This is a genomic window from Streptomyces sp. NPDC005931 (genome assembly GCF_042871235.1).
Taxonomy (GTDB): Bacteria; Actinomycetota; Actinomycetes; order Streptomycetales; family Streptomycetaceae; genus Streptomyces.
This window is the reverse complement of sequence record NZ_JBIAIG010000016.1, coordinates 46,329-63,518: the sequence shown is the minus strand read 5'-3', so window position 1 is coordinate 63,518 and position 17,190 is coordinate 46,329. Positions and strand designations below refer to the sequence as shown.

The 17,190-nt window shown below is 73.0% G+C and carries 15 protein-coding genes and 2 pseudogenes; 3 read left to right on the top strand and 14 right to left on the bottom strand.

Annotated features, from left to right (window positions below):
• Window positions 1-7: 7 nt before the first annotated feature.
• The 6 genes from ACFYOV_RS28715 to ACFYOV_RS28690 all read right to left on the bottom strand — a co-directional run bounded on the left by ACFYOV_RS28715 (window position 8) and on the right by ACFYOV_RS28690 (window position 3,532).
• A complete protein-coding gene (locus ACFYOV_RS28715) occupies window positions 8-427 on the bottom strand; it encodes a GPW/gp25 family protein (RefSeq protein WP_389092478.1) in 420 nt (139 codons plus the stop codon).
• A gap of 1 nt (window position 428) precedes the next feature.
• Window positions 429-707 carry a PAAR domain-containing protein gene (locus tag ACFYOV_RS28710; protein ID WP_389092476.1) on the bottom strand — a complete coding sequence of 93 codons (279 nt, stop codon included), beginning with the start codon at window positions 705-707 and terminating at the stop codon, window positions 429-431.
• A 71-nt stretch (window positions 708-778) separates the two neighbouring features.
• Window positions 779-1,435 carry a phage baseplate assembly protein V gene (locus ACFYOV_RS28705; RefSeq protein ID WP_389092473.1) on the bottom strand — a complete coding sequence of 219 codons (657 nt, stop codon included), beginning with the start codon at window positions 1,433-1,435 and terminating at the stop codon, window positions 779-781.
• A gap of 47 nt (window positions 1,436-1,482) precedes the next feature.
• A complete protein-coding gene (locus ACFYOV_RS28700; protein ID WP_389092471.1) occupies window positions 1,483-2,715 on the bottom strand; it encodes a phage late control D family protein in 1,233 nt (410 codons plus the stop codon).
• Window positions 2,712-3,410, bottom strand: a complete 699-nt coding sequence (locus ACFYOV_RS28695) for a peptigoglycan-binding protein LysM (RefSeq protein WP_389092468.1) — start codon at window positions 3,408-3,410, stop codon at window positions 2,712-2,714. The genes ACFYOV_RS28700 and ACFYOV_RS28695 overlap by 4 nt, the downstream gene beginning before the upstream one ends.
• Window positions 3,407-3,532, bottom strand: a complete 126-nt coding sequence (locus tag ACFYOV_RS28690) for a hypothetical protein (protein ID WP_389092466.1) — start codon at window positions 3,530-3,532, stop codon at window positions 3,407-3,409. The genes ACFYOV_RS28695 and ACFYOV_RS28690 overlap by 4 nt, the downstream gene beginning before the upstream one ends.
• 854 nt (window positions 3,533-4,386) lie before the next feature.
• On the opposite strand from ACFYOV_RS28690, the gene ACFYOV_RS28685 reads away from it, so the two are divergent.
• Window positions 4,387-5,589: an IS110 family transposase gene (locus ACFYOV_RS28685; RefSeq protein WP_389092464.1), complete on the top strand. Its 1,203-nt coding sequence runs from the start codon at window positions 4,387-4,389 to the stop codon at window positions 5,587-5,589.
• 34 nt (window positions 5,590-5,623) lie between these two features.
• On the opposite strand, the gene ACFYOV_RS28680 is transcribed toward ACFYOV_RS28685, so the two are convergent.
• The 8 genes from ACFYOV_RS28680 to ACFYOV_RS28645 all read right to left on the bottom strand — a co-directional run bounded on the left by ACFYOV_RS28680 (window position 5,624) and on the right by ACFYOV_RS28645 (window position 15,319).
• Complete coding sequence (locus ACFYOV_RS28680; protein WP_389092461.1) at window positions 5,624-5,767, bottom strand: DUF6760 family protein; 144 nt, start codon at window positions 5,765-5,767, stop codon at window positions 5,624-5,626.
• Complete coding sequence (locus tag ACFYOV_RS28675; protein ID WP_389092458.1) at window positions 5,764-6,162, bottom strand: hypothetical protein; 399 nt, start codon at window positions 6,160-6,162, stop codon at window positions 5,764-5,766. Before ACFYOV_RS28675 ends, ACFYOV_RS28680 begins: the two co-directional genes overlap by 4 nt.
• A 1-nt stretch (window position 6,163) precedes the next feature.
• Window positions 6,164-6,601, bottom strand: coding sequence for a phage tail protein (locus ACFYOV_RS28670; RefSeq protein WP_389092456.1), 438 nt, complete (start codon window positions 6,599-6,601; stop codon window positions 6,164-6,166).
• Window positions 6,602-6,667: 66 nt separating this feature from the next.
• A complete protein-coding gene (locus ACFYOV_RS28665) occupies window positions 6,668-8,617 on the bottom strand; it encodes a phage tail sheath family protein (RefSeq protein ID WP_389092453.1) in 1,950 nt (649 codons plus the stop codon).
• 47 nt (window positions 8,618-8,664) lie between these two features.
• Complete coding sequence (locus ACFYOV_RS28660; RefSeq protein ID WP_389092450.1) at window positions 8,665-9,573, bottom strand: Pvc16 family protein; 909 nt, start codon at window positions 9,571-9,573, stop codon at window positions 8,665-8,667.
• Window positions 9,570-12,551, bottom strand: coding sequence for a DUF4157 domain-containing protein (locus tag ACFYOV_RS28655; RefSeq protein ID WP_389092449.1), 2,982 nt, complete (start codon window positions 12,549-12,551; stop codon window positions 9,570-9,572). The genes ACFYOV_RS28660 and ACFYOV_RS28655 overlap by 4 nt, the downstream gene beginning before the upstream one ends.
• Window positions 12,548-14,491, bottom strand: coding sequence for an ATP-binding protein (locus tag ACFYOV_RS28650; RefSeq protein WP_389092447.1), 1,944 nt, complete (start codon window positions 14,489-14,491; stop codon window positions 12,548-12,550). The genes ACFYOV_RS28655 and ACFYOV_RS28650 overlap by 4 nt, the downstream gene beginning before the upstream one ends.
• 33 nt (window positions 14,492-14,524) lie before the next feature.
• Entirely contained in the window at window positions 14,525-15,319 is a 795-nt protein-coding gene (locus ACFYOV_RS28645; RefSeq protein ID WP_389092446.1) for a LuxR C-terminal-related transcriptional regulator, read from the bottom strand.
• Between the two features lie 760 nt (window positions 15,320-16,079).
• Between ACFYOV_RS28645 and ACFYOV_RS28640 the strand changes: the two are divergent.
• Together ACFYOV_RS28640 and ACFYOV_RS28635 are read left to right on the top strand one after the other, a co-directional pair.
• A pseudogene (locus tag ACFYOV_RS28640) lies at window positions 16,080-16,475 on the top strand (transposase); the annotation flags it as partial.
• Window positions 16,476-16,682: 207 nt separating this feature from the next.
• Window positions 16,683-17,099 (top strand): annotated as a pseudogene (locus ACFYOV_RS28635) (transposase); the annotation flags it as partial.
• Window positions 17,100-17,190 lie beyond the last annotated feature (91 nt).

Here is a 17,190-nt window from a genome sequence, read left to right as displayed (position 1 = left end):
CCGGCGGTCATACCGCTCCTCCTTCGTGGAGGAAGTAGGGGTAGACCAGGTTGTAGTGGGTGTTGGTGGACCGGATCCGGTAGGCGACGCGGATGTCGAGCCGGCCGCGGCGGCGGTCGGCGACGTCGACGGTCACCTCCGTGACGTCGATCCGGGGTTCCCATCGCACGAGCGCCGTCTCGACGCGGTGGCGGACCAGCGCCGCCGTGGTCGGGCCGGTGGGTTCGAAGAGGAAGTCCTCCAGGCCGGCGCCGAAGTCGGGGCGCGCGACGCGCTCACCGCGCCGGGTGCCGAGGATCAGCCGGATGGACTGGCGCACCTTCTCCGGCCCGGCCGCCTGGGCGAGTTCACCGCTCGCGGACACCGCGGCCGGGACGGACCAGCCGGAGCCCAGCAGACGGACGTCCGCCGTCTCGGTCGTCACCATGTCAGCCCCCCACGACCACGGTCACCGCACCCGCCACGACGGGCGCGCCGCAGCCGGCCACGTCGCCCAGGCGCAGCGCCGGCCGGCCGCCGATGAGGACGGTGGCACTGCCCACCGTGAACGGGGTCGGCGGATGGCTCGCGGGGGGCGGGAACGCGCAAGCGTGCATGTCGCCGAGCACGGCGGCCGGCATGCCGCCGATCAGTACCGTGGCGGCGCCGGGACCGGTGACGCTCCCGGGGTGGCCGGTGGGATCACCGACGCGAGCTGCTGGTGGCACGGCCGCGCTCCTTCTTGTCGTGACGGCGTGTGTCGTGACGGAGGTCCGTCGTGGGCGCCTCTTTCGTGGCGTCAATTGATCGTCACCAGGCCTCCCTTGACCTGGCAGGTGGCCGACGCCTGAAGGCTGGTGGTCGCGCCGCGCAGTTCCAGCGTCGTGTCCGCGCCGACCGAGGTGCGGGCGCCGCTGACTGTCGCGGACACCTTGCCGCTGACGATGGCCTCGCCCGGCAGGGCGAGCTTCACGGTGCCGGCGCCGCCGGCGAGTTCGAGGGTGATGCCGGTCGCGCTGAGCGTCACGCTGTGCCCGGCGAGGTGGGTGAGGGTGACTTTGGCCTCCAGGTCGTCCAGAACGAGTTCATGGCCGCCGGGGGTCCTGAGCATCCGTTTGGTGACCGCGTCGGTGGGCAGGGCGGCGGGCGGCCGGTTACGGGCGTCCCACACGCTGCCGACGACGACCGGGCAGGTGATGTCGCCGTGCTCGAAGGCGACGATGACGATGTCCCCGACCTGCGGCATACACCACATCCCGTAGCCGTTGCCCGCGAAGGGGGCGCAGACGGCGGCCCACGGCTCGATGTCGGGGATGGTCGGGAACTTCACCCGCACCCGGCCGGTGCCCATCAGGTCGAGGTTGTCCGTGACCTCGGCGCGGACGACGCCGTGCCGGAGGCTGTCGGTCTCCGGCGCTTCGGGGCGGGGTTCGCCCCATGAGTCCAGCAGTCCCATTCCTGTCCCCTCCCGCTGTCCTGTCTTCTCCCGCTGTCCCGTCTTCGTCATCCGCCGGCAGCCGGCATCGACAGCAGGCCGCCCTGCACCCGCACCGCACCCTGCGCGGGTGCGGGAATCGACCCGAACCAGATCTCCTTGCGCGCCTCGAACGAGGTGCACCATCCCCCGGCGTCCACGGTCTGGGTGACGGAGGTGACCCGCCACAGCCCGCCGAAGGTCTCGCCGACGCCTTCGATCCGCAGCACGTATCCGGCGCGGATCCGGGCGTCCCCGGGGCAGGTGCCGCTCGCCGTCAAACGGCGGTTGAGCCTCGGCAGCAGCTTGCCGAGGACCGTGCGGGCCGCGTTGGCCGGTGAGACCGGCTCGTCGAGCAGCAGGACCTGACGGGCCGGGGCCCCGTCCGTCGGCAGCCCGAAGCCGGGGGTGACCGAGAGGTCCAGCGCCTGGCGGTCCCAGTCGTAGCCGACGGTGACGGTGAGTTCGAGCCGGATGGACGGCTGCCACACCCGGGCCGAGACCGAAGCGACCTGGCCGACCGTGCTCAGCCGGGGGGTGAAGTCGATGAGCGAGTGCCCGTACCGCAGGGTCACGTCGGAGGAGAGGTGGGCGGCGGGCGACATCAGCGACAGGATCAGGCCCGCCGGGGCGGCCGCGTGGTCGATGACGATCTCCCACGCGTTCTCGGCGGCGATCTGCTTGAGGAAGTCCAGCGAGGTGGCGCCCGCCTGCTCGCGGACAATGCGCTGGCGCAGTGTGGGGTCGTCGATCGACGCCATCGCCTCCACGGCGCCGAGCGCGGCGGCGAGCAGCGCGCCGAGCGGGTCGACGACGGGCAGCAGGCCGTGTTCGAGGGCGAGGGCGGGGGCCACGGCCACGTCGGGCAGCGGCATCACCCCGAGGTGCGGGACGGGTACGCCGAACCAGCGCGACGGAGCGGCGGCGGCCAGCCGCGTCCTGCGGTCCTGCGCGACGACGGTGAGGGTCGGCATGCCCGTCCCGGGGAACGCGGCCTGGCCGCCGACGATCTCCCCGGCGAAGACCCTGGCCGGCTCCTCGGGGGCGTAGCCGAGCCACAGTTCGGCGGGGGTGTCCAGGCGCAGCAGGTCGTGGTCGAGCCAGCGCAACGCCTCGTTGGCGAGGGCGACTTCGAGCCGGTCGGCGTCACCGAAGCCGCAGGTGGCGCTCACCGAGGTGACGGAGCCGCGCAGCGCGGCCGGGGCGGGCCGTCCGGCGAGCATCAGCCGCAGCTCGGGGGCGTAGCCGGGGGCGGCGCTCATACGGCCTCCTCGGAGGACCGTGCGGTGTGGACGACGCCGGTGGCGGGGTCGGTCCAGGGCAGCCGCGGGATGGACAGGCTCGCGCCGACGGTGAGCCGGAGCGGGTCGGTGATGCCGTTGTGGAGGGCGATGGGCCGCCAGGCGGTGGCGTCGCAGTACTCGCGGTGTGCGATGAGGTGCAAGGTGTCGCTCTCGGTGACCACATGGACCTTCGTGAAGTCGACGGTCTGGCGCTTGATCTCCTTGGCCTCCAGCTCGACGTTGCGGTACTCGCTGAAGGTGACGGTCACCCGGGCCCGCAGCGGGGTGCCGTCGGCCTCGAACAGCACGTACCGCTGGACGGCCTTGGTGACGACGCAGGTGAAGGTCAGCCGGCCCCAGGTGAAGATCACCGGCGGCGGTGCGTGGAGCGTGGGCTCGATGTCCATCAGGCCGGTGATGTCGCCGACCAGTGTGCGGACGTCGCTGCCCGCCGGGCCCGCCGGGCCGGCCTCGGTGGCGTCGACGAGCAGTTCCATGTCTAGGGTCTGCGCGATGCCGTGCAGGAACTGCACCACGGGCGCGGAGAGTCCTACCACGGCGAGCTGCGCGAAGTTCGTTTCCCGATTGAGGGTGTACTCCTCCGGGTTGAACTGCACCTCGGTGCGGCGGCCGGTGACCGTATTGGTCAGGGCGGCCCGCGCGAGTCCGGTCACGCTGGCCACCCCCTGCGCTCGCGGGCGGCGGTCATCCGGCGGTCGATCTCCCGGACGACGTGGTCGACGACGACGGGCATGTCCTGGGTGGTCAGCGCGGCGGCGGCCGTCCCGCCGGGCAAGGACGGGGCGTACGGTCCGGGCGTCGGCGGCGGCATGCCAGGGGCGAACGAGTGGGACGGTACGGGAGCGGCCGGGTGCGGCCCGGGCCCGTGGGCGGGCGGGTCCGGCCTCCGGTGCACCAGCGGCACCGGACGCGCGGGCGGGGGCCCGGCAGGCGGAGGCAGCGGCGGCGCGGATGACGGCGCCCGGCGCGGGAGATGAAGGGCCGTCACGGGTGGGTACGGCCGGGCGTCGCGCCGTACCGCCGCGCGGTGGACGAGGGCGGGGCGGCGCCGTGCCGGCCGGGTGGCGGTGAGGGGGGTGACGGCCAGGCGGCGGTTGCCGGCGGCCGGGACGTGAGGGGCCGGAGCATGAAGGGCTGTAGGCGTACCGCGCTCGAGGACCGTCAGCAGGGTGAGGCGCAGGTCCCACCGTGTGCCCCCGGCCCGCTGTCCAGGGTGGGGCGCCGCCGGGCGAACGGTTTGGCGCAGCACCCGGTCGACGGTGCTCGGGCGGCCGGGTCGGTGGGCGTGGTCGCGGCCGGGCCGCCACGCCGTGCGCGCGGCGGCGGGCACCCGGCCGGCCCGTGCGCACACCGACGCCGCGAAGCGTGTGCCGCGGGCCGCCGGTCGGCGACGGCCGGGGAGCGGGGGCTGGGTCAGGGACATCGGTACTCCGTAGGTTGTTGGGCGGCCCGGGAGGGCCGGGTGTGGCTTATCGGGACTTGTCTTCAGTGGCTTCCAAGGAGCGGCCGCCTGGCTCTCCGGGGCGCCCTGGTCGCTGATTGAGGTGTGCGCATTGGTCGCTGATTACGGAGTTGACGACGGGGTGTTCCTCGGGCCCACAGCACGTCGAGCGGAACGAGGAGGGGCGAGTGAGCAAGCGATTGGCCCAGATCTGGGCAGGCATCGATGCCGGCAAGGGCCACCACTGGGTGGCGGTGGTCGACGAGACCGGCGCGATCCTGTGGTCGAAGAAGGTCGACAACGACGAAACGGCGATCCTGACCGTGCTCGGCGAGATCCTGGACCTGGCCGATGAGGTCCACTGGGCTGTGGATATCTCCGGGACGTCCTCGGCGCCGCTGCATGCCCTGCTCGCAGCCCACGGCCAGCAAGCCGTCTACGTGCCCGGCCGCACAGTCAACCGCATGTCCGGCGCCTACCGGGGCGAGGCCAAAACCGACGCCCGTGACGCCTACGTCATCGCCGAGACCGCCCGCCACCGCCGGGACTTTGCCACCATTGACGTGCCCGCCCAGCTGGCGGCCGACCTGGCGTTGTTGACAGCCCACCGCACGGACCTCGTGGCGGACCGGGTGCGCATGATCAACCGGCTCCGCGACGTGCTGACCGGCGTCTTCCCCGCGCTGGAACGGGCCTTTGACCACTCGCCCCAGAAGGGCGCGCTGGTCCTGCTGACCGGCTACCAGACCCCGGCCGCAATCCGCCGCCGCGGCCGATCCCGCCTGACGGCCTGGCTGGCCAACCGCAGCGTGCGCGGCGCCGACGCCATCGCCGCGACCGCGCTGGAGGCCGCCCAGGCCCAGCAGACCGCACTGCCCGGTGAGGACGTCGCCGCCCAGATGGTGGCTGACCTGGCGACACGCATCCTGGGCCTGGACGAACGGCTGAAGCGCATCGACAAGCAGATCCGTGCGACGTTCCACAGCCACCCGCAGACGGAGATCATCGAGTCCCCGCCCGGCATGGGCCCGATACTCGGCGCCGAGTTCGTCGTCGCGGCCGGCGACCTGGCGGCCTACGCCGACGCCGGTCATCTGGCCTCGGCGGCCGGACTCGTGCCGGTCCCGCGCGACTCCGGACGCCGTACCGGCAACCTCCACCGGCCCAAGCGCTACAGCCGCCGCCTGCGACGAGTCTTCTACATGTCCGCGCAGACCAGCATCATCCGCGAAGGACCCAACCGGGACTTCTACCTCAAAAGGCGCGGTGAGGGCTGCAAGCACCTCCAGGCTGTCCTCGCACTGGCCCGCCGTCGGGCCAGTGTCCTGTGGGCACTGCTGCGTGACGGACGGGCCTTCACCCCCGCCCCGCCGGCCACGCAAGCGGCTTGACTTCGTCATTGAGGCTCCTTGGATCACGCCCGGGTCATGGGCCCTGGGCGGCGTTGAGGGTCGCGTTGATCGAGGACACCTCGCCGGCCCAGGCCCGCCGCTCGCGGTGGGGCAGGTTCATGAGTTCCGCCAGCGGCCAGTGCAGGTGGTAGGCGAGGAAGGCGATCTCCCCCCTCAACTGCCCGACGGGGTAGCCACGGATCCCCCCAGGCGCTCATGGCCGCGCCCGACCGCCTCGCCGCAGGACGGGCACAGGACCGGGGCACCCGTGCCGTCGGGGCCGTCGTCCACGTCGTTGACGCGGTTGTAGAGGTCCTGCAAGTGGGCGAGATCGGCGGCGAAGAGCGACTCGACGGTCTTCGGAGTGATGTGCTCCACGCCGTCGAGGCGGGTGATGACGCGGCTGAGGAGGATCACGGTGAGGTAGGCCGGGTTGCGCTGCACCCGGGGGTCCTGGAGGGGAAGGATCTCGTCGGCCGCCGTCGCGAGCCGCATGGTTCCCTCGCGGTGCAGCGCGCCGTCGTCACCGAGCAACCCGACGGGCAGCAGGAACTCGTGCTCGACCTGGATCATGTCAGCTCACCCGCTCCAGGCCCTCGTGGACCAGTTCGACGGTCTCGATGGCGACGTCACTGGCCTCCGCGCTGAGCGACGGCGCGGTGTACTTGACGGGCCAGGCACGGACGAAGTTCCACCGGGCGACCTCCTGGCCGCGCCGGTCGAGGAGGACGACGGAGCCGTTGCGGCGGTCGATCGTGCCGTCGACGACGGTCCTGTGCCACTCCCACAGCTCGGTGTCGATGGTCATGCCCCAGCGCAGGACGATGTTGGCGTGCTTGGTCTGCCCGGCCAGTTTCCGGGGCGTGGTGTTGGCACCGCCCTCGCGGTACTCGATCACGTCGATGGTCGACTCCAGGCCGCTCACCTCGTGGAAGGCGCCGCGCGCGAGGTTGTCGATCTCCACCAGGTAGTTGAAGTTGACGAACGGGTCGGGGACTTCGCCGGTGGCCATGAGGGTGTTCTCCTGGTTGCGTCGGGGTCCGAATCGGGTCGGCTCTGGTCGGGTCGGAACTCTCCGTCAGGACTCGGCGACCTCCGCGCCGCCGTCCCAGATGCCGATCCGGACGACGATGAACTCGGCCGGGTACACCGGCTGGACGCCGATCTCGACGAACAGCCGGCCGAGCTTGCGGGTCGAGGGCGGGTTGAGGTGCTCGTCGATCCGCACGTAGAAGGCCTCCTTGGTGGTGGCGCCGAACAGCGCGCCGTCCCGCCACACCCGGGTGAGGAACTCGGTGAGGGTGCGCTTGAGCCGTTCCCAGAGGCCGAGGTCGTTCGGTTCGAACACTGCGCCGCGCAGCCCTTCCTGGATGGATTCCTCCAGGAAGAGGAAGAGCCGGCGGATGTTGACGTACTGCCAGCTGCGGTCCCCGGCGGTGGTGCGGGCGCCCCAGACGACCGGCTGGCCGTGCCCGGGCAGCACCCGGATGGCGTTCACGCCGTCGAGGTTGATCAGCCCGTGGTCGGTGTCGGTGAGGCGCCGCTCGACGCCGACCGCCCCGTTGACACCGACATTCGCGGGGGCCTTGTGCACACCGCGGGTGGCGTCGGTGCGGGCGTAGATGCCGGCGACATGGCCGGACGGGGGGTGCGGGACGGTCCGGATGCGGGCGGGGTCGCGCAGGGTGATCCACGGGTAGTAGAGGGCGGCGAAGCCCTTGTCGAGGCTGCCGGTGAGGGCGGCCCGCTGGGTGCGTACGGTCACCAGGTCGCTGCCCGGCGCGGCGTCCAGGACGGCGAACCGGTCGAACATCCGCTCGCAGTGCGCGACGACGGCCTGCTGGGCGGTGATGTCGGTGCAGCCGGGTACGGCGACGAGACTGATCTCGTCGATGGGTTCGAGGAGTTTGAGGTGGTCCTCGATGTCCGCGGCGACACTGGCCCAGGAGGCGGCCGGGTCGTCCGGGACGGAGCCGGTGATCGGGAAGGTGCCCGCGACGGGCCTGGGGTCGCCGGACGGGAAGACGCCGTCGGTGAGGACGATGCGCGCGTACGGGTCGTCGCCGACCGCGCTCCCCCACCAGCGCGGGTGGAGCGGGGACGTCGACAGGGCGGGGTAGGTGCGGGCCACCTGCCGGGGGTCGGTGACGACGAGGGTGAACTCGGCGGTCGCGAGGGTCGCCGCCGCGCGGTCGAGGGGCACCGTCAGCGGTGCGGCGAGGGTGACGGAGTCGGCCCCGACGGCGGCCGCCGTGCCCCATTCCGCGCGGGTGCCGTCGCCCACCACGACGACCGAGCCGACCGGCACGGCGGCGCGCAGGCTCACGGCCGGGGGCACTTTGAGCCGCAGCACGGTGTCGCCGGGGCCGGGATCGGCGGTGGTGACGGTGCCGCTGGTGAACTCCTGGCCGACGGAGGCGGTGAACCGTACGACACCGGGGTCCGTCCCGGCCACCGTGGCCCTGACCCGGTGGGTGTCCTTGGCCAGTACGACTTGGTCCCCGGCGGCGAAGCCGCTCGCGTCGGCGACCGTCGCGCCGCGTCCGGTGTGGTCGAGGGCGGTGACGGTCTGCTGCGCGCGGTGCAGGGGGACGGCGTCGCCCGCGCCCACCGCGGTCAGGGCGTCCGCGAGCGCGCTGAAGTCCGTGATGGTCACCGCACCGCCCTCACCTGCCGTGCCGTCCCCGACGGCGGTGACCGCGGCGAGCGTCGCCGCCGCCGAGTCGCGGGTCTCCAACTCGGCCCTGGCGGCGGTGCCGGAGCTGATCCGGGTGACGTACGCGGTGGTGCCGCCGTTGCGGAAGAATCCGGCCACCGAGAGTGGCAGATAGCAGGGGGTGGCGCCGCCCACGGGCCCACCGAAGATCTCGGTGAAGGCGTCGAGGCTGGTCACGAGCGTGGGCACGCCCGACGGTCCCTTCTCGGCGATGCCGGTGAAGGCGGCGATGCTCGTGGAGACGCCCTCGATCGGCGCGGCCGGGGCGAACTCCTCGATGTAGACGCCCGGGTGGGAGACCTGAATCGCCATGGCGTTCTTCCCTTCGCTGGTGAGCGCTGCGGCGGCTGCGGGGTGGTTCAGGTGAACCGGAGCCGGAGGGGCCCGCCGGTCGGGACGGGAACCGTGACGGGTTCGGGGCGCGGCACGGTGTGGCCGGGCGCGCGTGCCGTGACGAGGTAGTCGCCGGGCGGGACGCCGTCGAGGACGAAGGAGCCGTCGGCTCTGCTGCGCGCCCGTGCGCGCAGCCGCCCCGCGGAGTCCGTGAGGGTGACCAGGGCCTGCGGCACGGGCACCGGACTGCCGGCGTGCGGCCCTGCGGCGTCCTCGACCAGCCCGCCGACGGCGGCCAGGACCTCCGTCGGTCCCCCCACCGGTCCCCCCGTCGGGCCCATGGAGGTGAGCAGCGTGGTGACCACGCCGTCCACGGAGGACGGCTCGGGCACCACGGGAACGGTGACGGCCAGCCAGACGACCGGACGCCAGGCGACGGCGCGGCCCAGCGTCCCCCAGAACTCGGCGACCTTGGGGAAGCCCTCGGGGGGCAGCAGGCCGGTGTCGAGGTCCGCCTCCCGCCACGCGGCGGGAAGCTGGGCGAGTTCGTCCGGGGTGAGGACCTCGGCGGGGGTGAGCGCGCCGCGTTCGGCGAGCGTGGCGACGACCTGCCCGAGCAGGGCGTGCTCGGCGACGCTGGCGGCGACCGCGGCACAGTCCTTGGCACTGCTCCAGGCGCTGAGCAGATAGTGGCAGCACAGCAGGAACGGGGGGCGCGCGCGGCGCGGCGGGTCGTGCGTGACCCTGACGCCGGTGGAGCGCCGGTGACGGACCTCCCGCAGATCCACCAGGGCGCAGTTCAGCCATACACCGGTACCCGCGCCGACCCGCTGCCGCCAGGTGTCGTCGGGGGGCTGGAAGCCGATGCGGTCGGCGAGTTGGGGCAGGGAGGTCTTCAGGGTCTGGCCGAGGAGGAGGTCGAGCCGGTCGATCACGGCACCTCCCAGGTCGCCCAGCCCCGCCGACGGGCCTTCTCGACGGTGAGGATCTCGCGCAGCCGGGTGCCCGCCGGTCCGTCGAGGTCGACGCCGGGCTGCTTGAGGGCGCGGATGATCTCGACGATCTCCTCGTTGCCGGCGCTTCCCAGGGGGAACTCCGCCCGGTCGTCCAGCGACGCCGGCAGGACGGGGTTGCGCTTGGTGCGCTTGCCGTTGAAGATGTGGGCCAAGTTGTCCACGACCGCGTGCCAATCCTGCACGGTGGGGTCCAGGTTGGAGGCGGCGCCGGACTTCGAGAGCTCGCGCGCGCGGTGTTTGCCGACGCCGGCCTTCTCGAGCAGTCGGCCGATGCGCTGGGGGATGCGGGCGTGCTCGATCTCCGCCCTGACCCGGGCGGGCATGTCACCGGTTTTGGCCACTGCCCTGAGTTCGGCGGTGGAGAGAGCGTGGACGGGGTTGAGGGCGAGCAGCTGCGTGTCCGCGGCGGAGGTGCTCACCGAGCGGGCGGCCAGTTCCTTGGCCGCCAGCGTCTTCCAGACCCGTTTGCGGATGGTGCTCCAGCCCGGGTAACCGCCGGACGGGTTCGGCATGTCCACGGAGTCACCGGCCCTCCACCGGCGTCGCGGACCGCGCGGGTACCTGCCGTGGTCCCAGGCGGGGGGCAGCCCGCTGGGCATCCCGATCGGGGCACCCGGTTTGGGCTTGGCGGGGTTGACGGAGTTTGCGGGCATGGCGGGCTTGGCGGCCCTGCGCGCCATCGCCTTCGCCTCGCGGAGGTTGCCCGCCGTACGGGTCGCCTCCGTTCGCGCTGCGACCAAGGCGTCCTGCGCCCGCTGCCGCTGCTTCCGTGCCCTGGCGAGCTCCTTCTGTGCGGCGGAAGCCTTCTTCCCGGAGCCTTGACCGCCGGACGCCTTGGCATGTGCCGCGCTCGCTGTGACGGCGACGGCCTCGGCCCGCGCCAGCCGCTTCTCGGCGGCCCGCAGCCCGGCCTTGGCGTCGCGCAGCGTCTGTGCCGCCAGGTCCTTCTTCGCGGTCGCGGCCTCCACCCGCTTCACCGCGGCTTTCTCGCCGGTCGTCGCGGGCTTCACGGGCTTGGGGGCGGGTGCCGGGGCTGCACCGGTCGGGGCGGGTGCCGGGGCTGCGGCGGTCGGGTCGGCCGTCGAGGGCTGCGGCTCGGTGCTGTGCGGCCCCTCGGTCGCCGCGATGGCGCGGTCCAGGTCCTTCTTGCCCGGTGCTCCCTTCGGGAGGGGCACCTCACGGACCTCGCCCGCCGTGGGCGCCGGGACGCTGTCGTCCGCCAGGCGGGCCGGGGCCGCCTTTGGACCGGGCGGGACCGCGCCGCCTGCGTGCGGTGCCGGATCGCTCACCGCAGGTGCAGACGTTTCGCCGTTGCCGGCGGCCGGTTCGGGGGCTGGTGTGCGGGGAGCGGGGACGGCGGCCGGTTCGGCTGCCGGGGCGGGCGTGGCTGCCTCCGGCGTGGCAACCGGGCCCGGAACGGGAACGGCCGACCTGCTCGTGGTCGCCGGGTCCGGTACGGGAGTGACCGGTTTGCCAGCGGTCGCCGGTTCCGGCGCGGGCGCATCGCCGGCGGCGGTCCGGGCGGGCGGGGCCGGGGGCTCGGTATGCGCCTGCGCGGTGGCCCGTTTGAGGCCCCGGTGGTGGCTGAGCGCCTGCTGGACCGCCCCGGCCACGAGCCGGATCAGGGCCTGGATGTCCTTGCGCAGGGCCTTGTCGCGCTCCTCCCCCTCCGGCTTCAGGTAGTCCTCGCGCAGTTGGGCGAGTTCGGCGGCGCCGGAGAGCGTGGTGGAGACGACGTCCACGATGAAGGTGAACAGCTTCTTCCCCGACGACGCCGAGCGCAGCCCCACCACGTGCAGCACCGCTCCGGCCACCGCCGTCCAGAAGCGGCGGTCGGTGGCGAACCCGGAGGCGTTGTGCTGGACGGCGTCGGCGATCGCCTTGAAGGCGCCGATCCCGCTGACGACTTTCAGAGCGAGCTGGATCTCCTCCACGCCGACGAAGCTGAGCGCCACCTGGGATCCGATCGCCCCCTTCAGCTGGCCGATGTCGCGGCTGGTGAAGAAGCCCTCCTCCTCCTTCACGCCCTTGAACACATGCTCGTCCAGCCCTTTGTCCAGCTCGTCGAACCCCTCCGTGATCTTTCCGCTGACCATGGGGGTCCCGGTGACGGGGTCGAGCATGCCGCTCGCGGCGGCCTTCGTCTTGATGGCGTTGAGGGCCGCCGCGCCCGGCACAGCCTCCTTGATGGCCGTCAGCGTCTCCTTCGAGGCGCCGAGGTGGTTGCCCGCCGTGTCGATCGCCTTGTCCACGGCGGCCTGGGCGGCGTACGGCATCCAGGCGACGGTGTCCACGATCTGCCCGGCCTCGATGGCCACGCCCTCGACCAGTCCCAGGGTCTCCTTGGTCTTGTCGCGGATCTTCTCCTTCGCCTTCGCCCACAGCGCGGACTTCCAGTCCTTCTCCTCCGCCTTGTCCTGCCGGGCCATCCCGACCGGCGCGGCGCCGGAGACGGGCGCGGCCAGGCCGAGCGCGCTGCCCGCCGCGGCGGAGGCCGCCGCCTTCTCGGTGGGGCCGCCGTGCGCGTGGTGGCGGGGCAGCGCGGGTCCGGGCAGCGCCGCGCCGAGGTCGAGGTCGCCTCCGCCGCGCCGCTGCTGGACCACGTGCGCGAGTTCGTGCGCCAGCAGCATCCGGCCGCGTACGCTGCGCGGGTCGCAGCCGGCGGCGCCGATGACGACATGACGTCCGACGGTGAAGGCCGCGGCCCCGGCCCGGTCGGCGGCGGCCGCGCTGGCCGGTCCGGCGTGCACCATGACATCGCCGAACGGCGCGCCCAGCGACCGTTCCATGGCGCCGCGCACATCGGCGTCGAGCCGGCGCCCTTCTCCCCGCAGGAGGGCGAGCAGCGAAGGGGGCCGGCCGTCGCGGGCGGCGTGCCCGGGGGGCGCGGTGGTCATCGTCCCTCCGCGCCGGTGCGGGGCTCGGGCACGATGCCGAGCTTTTCGTACTCCCGCTCGACGGCGCGGTCGACGCACTCGGCGTCGATCGGCCTGCCGTCCGTCGCGGCGAGGTGGGCGGCGGTGACGGCGATGTTGCGGATGTGGCCTCCGGAGAGAAGGTGCCGCTGTGCGAGGGCGTCCAGGTCGACGTCGGCGGCGAGTACGGCGCGCCGCGGCCAGACGGCGCGCCAGATCCGGGCGCGCAGCGCGGCGTCGGGGAACGGGAAGCGCAGGCAGAACGACAGACGGCGGGCGAACGCGTCGTCGAGGTGTCCGAGGAGGTTGGTGGCGAGGAGCGCCACGCCCTCGTAGCTCTCCATCCGCTGGAGGAGGAAGGCGATCTCCATGTTGGCGTACCGGTCCCGGGCGTCCTGGACCTCGCTGCGCTTGCCGAAAAGCGCCTCGGCCTCGTCGAAGAGGAGTACGGCGTCGGAGCGCTCCGCGGCCGAGAAGACCTGGTCGAGGTTGCGTTCGGTCTCGCCGATGTACTTCGAGACGGTGCGCGACAGGTCGACCCGGTACAACGGCAGGCCGAGATCGCCGGCGACGAGGCGTGCCGCCAGGGTCTTCCCGGTGCCGCTCGGGCCCGCGAACAGCGCCGTCACGCCCCGTGGCTGGCCGGGGAGTTCGGCGAAGCCGAGGCCGTCGAGCACCTCGGAGCGGGCGGCCGCCTGCCGAACCAGTTCGGTCAGCCGGCCGCGCAGCGGCTCGGGCAGGACGAGTGCGGACCAGTCGCGCGCGCCAGCCAGCGGTGTGGCGAGCGACGCGAGTTCGTGGCCGACGACGCCGAGGCAGGCGGCGGTGAGGTCGTCCGCGGTGACTGTTGGGATCCGTGCAGGGTCGGCCCGGGAGCGGCTGCGCGCCGCGATCGTCGTGGCCAGCCGGCCGATGTCCTGCGGGTCGAGGTGTTCCCAGCGGCTCATCCGGTCGGCCTCCGGTGCCGCGACGCTCACCCCGCGGCCGCGCAGCTGGTCCACGAGCTGGTTCCCCCCGGACGCCCCCGGCGCCGATCGGACGTCGAGGCAGACGACGTCGCGGCCGATGTCGTCCAGGACGGGTACGGGCCCGACGACGACGACCGTCGACAGGGTCTGCCAGCGGGCGGGCGGAACCGGCCGGGTGTCTCCGATGACGACCACCACCGCATCCCGCAGCAGCGCCTCCGCGGCCACCCGGGCCGCCGCGGGGAAGGCGACGAGTGCCGCCGCCTCCACCGTGAGGGCCGGGCGGCGGCAGCGTGCGGCCGCGTGCAGGGCGAGTCCGAGCGCGTCGGCCGCGCGCCGGCCCGACAGCACGGTCAGGGTGGGGCCGGGCGTCCGCAGCCGCTCGGCCACGATCTCGGCCGCCGACGGGTCGGCGGGGGTGCCCGGAGCGCCGAGGTCGTCGCGGACGGCCGGGTACGCCGACGGCTCCAGGCGCGTCACCCCGAACGTCCAGCGCAGCAGGGCGGTGCTCGCGACGAGGGTGCTCTGCATCGAGGGGCCCCAGGGCGGTTCGCTGACGACAGCGTGGTCGACGGGCGGTGCCACGTGGACCAGGCCCACCTGGGCGAGCGGCCCGCACGGGCAGAGCCGGGCGGCGACGGCGGCGCGCCCAGGCCCGGTGGCGCCGACGAGGTCGGCGATGACGGAAAGGGTCGGGCGGCGCGGTCCGGAGGCGCCGGTCAGCGCGGAGAGGGCCGTCGCGAGGACGGGGTCGAGGTCCGGGGCGAGGGTCAGCGCCACGGCGGTCAGGTCGAAGGCGTCGAACCCGTGCCGCAGCAGCGGTGCGGCGAGGTGGTCGGGCATCGGGGGCGCGGTGTCGGCCGAACACCCGGGGGCGCCGTCCAGGCCCCGGTTCAGGACATCGCCGCACCACCGGGTCAGCGGGTCGAGGTCGAGCTCCGTCGTCTTCGCCACGCTTCGACTGTGCGGGCGGCGGGTGAGGTCGGCCTATCCACCGGGGGCGGTGAGAGGGGGTGGAGGATGGGGTGGAGACACGGTCTCCACCTCCTCTCCACCCTGATCCTGCGTACCGGGGTCCGAGCCCGGTCCCCCCTGAGCCGCGCTGAAAGCGAAGCCCAGGTCCAGGCTGACCACGATCTCCTCCCGTCGGCGCAGCTGGAGTTTGCGGAGGATGGCGTGGATGTGGGTTTTCACCGTCGACTCCCCCACCACGAGGTGGGCCGAGATCTGGCGGTTCGTCATTCCCCGGGCGGCGAGCTCGGCCACGAGCCGTTCCCGGGGTGTCAGCCGGGCACCCGTCGCGTCAGGCGCGAGCGGCGCCGGTCCCGGCCGACCGGCAGCCATCGCCGGGGGCGTGGGGCGGCGGCGCATGGCCTGCAGCAGCAGCGCGGCGATGCGTGGACTGCACCACGACTCACCGCGCACCGCCAACCGTACGGCGGTGACCACGTCCGGCAGCGGCTGGTCGGCGTCCACGAAACCGGCCACGCCGGCCTCGGCGGCCCGCACGACCGCCTCGGTGTGCCGTCGGCCGTGCCCCACGCCGATTCCCACGAGGTGGGTGGCGGGCGCCGCGCGGCGAAGGGCGCACAGCAGGGGCAGCACGTCGGCTATGCCGAAGTCGAGCAGCACTACGGCTGGTTCGTGCGGCGTGAGGCGGGCGAGCGCCTCGGCCGCGGTGGAGGCCTCGCAGACCAGCCGAAGGCCGGACTCGGCCTCCAGGACCGCCACCAGGGCGTCCCGGTAGGCGCGCACCGGCAGGACGAGCATGAGATCGATCACGGCGCGCCGTCACCCCTCCCCCGCAGACCTCAGCCGATGGGCCCCGGGCGACGTGGCGATGCTGACGCATCCGTCTCCCTCCCGCTCGTAGTGGGCACGCCCGGGAGGCAACCGCAGAGGGATCGAGGCGCTCGGCGTACCCAGGTTATGCGGCATCCGACACCTTGTCAGACGATCTCGCTTTTATCCTTTTTGAATGCATTACGGCCAGATGGTTAGTTGTGTGTGGGACGGCGGGTGGCCCCGGTGACCCCGCGACCGTGGGTGCCCGCTCGCGCGCCGCTCAGGCAAGCCCGTCGAGCACCGTCCGCTGCCGCGAAGAGGGCTTCCCGGTCGATGACCGCGAGGGCGGGTAGGGCTGCCGTCCAGGGACCGTCGACCAGCAGGTCGGCCACCAGGTCCGCCGCCCGCTCGTGCTCTCCGTCCGCCGCCAGACGTCGGGCTTGCTCGGCCGGCCGCCGTGCCTCTCGTCGCGCCGGTGAGGGCCGGGTGGGCAAGGTCGGAGGTCCGGGCCCCGGCAGATGGTGTCCTCCTGGCGAGTCGGGCACGGGTGTTGCGGCGGCTGGGGAAGTGGCTGATCATTCCGGCGATGCGCGCCGCTTCCGCGGGCTGACCGGCGACGTCCATCGCGGAGGCGAGGGTGTCGAGCATCTGGGCCTGGACGAAGTGGATGCGCTCAGCGCCACGGGCCAGCACGGCGGCCTGGCCGACGCACTGGTCGGCGGGGCGTGCCACGTCACGGCCCAGTCCGGCGGAGTTCAGCTTCCCCGGCCTCGGCGTCCAGCTCGGCGCCCGGGTGCTGGCCGAGATCGGGGACGATCGGAAGCGGTTCGCCGATGCCCGCGGTCTGAAGGCATACGCCGGCTCCTCGCCCACCACCAGGGCCTCCGGAAAGAAGTCGAGCATCATCCGGCGGAGAGTGAAGAACGACCGGCTCAACCATGCCGGCTATCTGTGGGTCTTCGCGGCCCCCAACGGATCCCCCGGGGCCAAGGCCCACTACCGACGCCGACGCGACATACACGGAGACTGGCACGCGGCCGCCCTGCGCAACCTCTTCAACCGCATGATCGGCCAGCTCTACCGCTGCCTGCAGGAGCACGAGCTGTTCGATGAACAAACAGCCTTCCCTATCCGACTCTCGGCCGCAGCTTGACTCTTAGCTTCATGAGGTGTCTGGCCTTCCTCGGCCTCGCTGCCGCCCTGTGCTGCTACAAGCCGCTCGTCCACCTCACCACATAGGACACGGTCTAATACTTCAGCAGCGGTTCGTGTCCTGAGCTGGCGATTGTCGTTGTCCTGGCATGGAGGGGATGACTGAAGTCGGTTGCTGGGCTGAGGAGTTGGAGTCGGTGTTCGCCCGGTGGCGGGCCGGTTCGCTCGGGCGGATTTGCGGTGGCGGATGCGGGACTACGTCCGCGGTCTGCTGGGGCGGGCGACACGCAAGAACGGCTGGCGGCTCGCTGAATGGGCAGGCCACCGCACCCCCGACGGCTTTCAGCGGCTGCTGAACAGCAGCGTCTGGGACGCGGACGCCCTGCGTGACGACGTCCGTGCCTACGTCGCCGAGCGGCTCGGACCGGACGGAGTGCTGATCATCGACGACACCGGGTTCATCAAGAAGGGCACCACCTCGGCCGGGGTGGGCCGGCAGTACACCGGGACCTCGGGAAAGATCGACAACTGCCAGATCGGGGTGTTCGCCGCCTACGCCACCAGTTCGGGCCGGAAACTCACCGACTTTGCCGGGGAGGCGGACGCGGGGGACGCCCGCCGCTGCGGGACTACGCGCCCGTCAAGCGCATCGCGCTGACTGCGTGCCTGACGCACAAGGCGATGATGCGGGTCCGCGACGACCTGGCGACGGTGTT

Bases quoted from the DNA above. Each gene is read 5' to 3' on its own strand.
- ACFYOV_RS28715 (WP_389092478.1), bottom strand. From the start codon at position 427: ATGGTGACGACCGAGACGGCGGACGTCCGTCTGCTGGGCTCCGGCTGG.
- ACFYOV_RS28665 (WP_389092453.1), bottom strand. From the start codon at position 8,617: ATGGCGATTCAGGTCTCCCACCCGGGCGTCTACATCGAGGAGTTCGCC.
- ACFYOV_RS28700 (WP_389092471.1), bottom strand. From the start codon at position 2,715: ATGAGCGCCGCCCCCGGCTACGCCCCCGAGCTGCGGCTGATGCTCGCC.
- ACFYOV_RS28705 (WP_389092473.1), bottom strand. From the start codon at position 1,435: ATGGGACTGCTGGACTCATGGGGCGAACCCCGCCCCGAAGCGCCGGAG.
- ACFYOV_RS28670 (WP_389092456.1), bottom strand. From the start codon at position 6,601: ATGGCCACCGGCGAAGTCCCCGACCCGTTCGTCAACTTCAACTACCTG.
- ACFYOV_RS28675 (WP_389092458.1), bottom strand. From the start codon at position 6,162: ATGATCCAGGTCGAGCACGAGTTCCTGCTGCCCGTCGGGTTGCTCGGT.
- ACFYOV_RS28655 (WP_389092449.1), bottom strand. From the start codon at position 12,551: ATGACCACCGCGCCCCCCGGGCACGCCGCCCGCGACGGCCGGCCCCCT.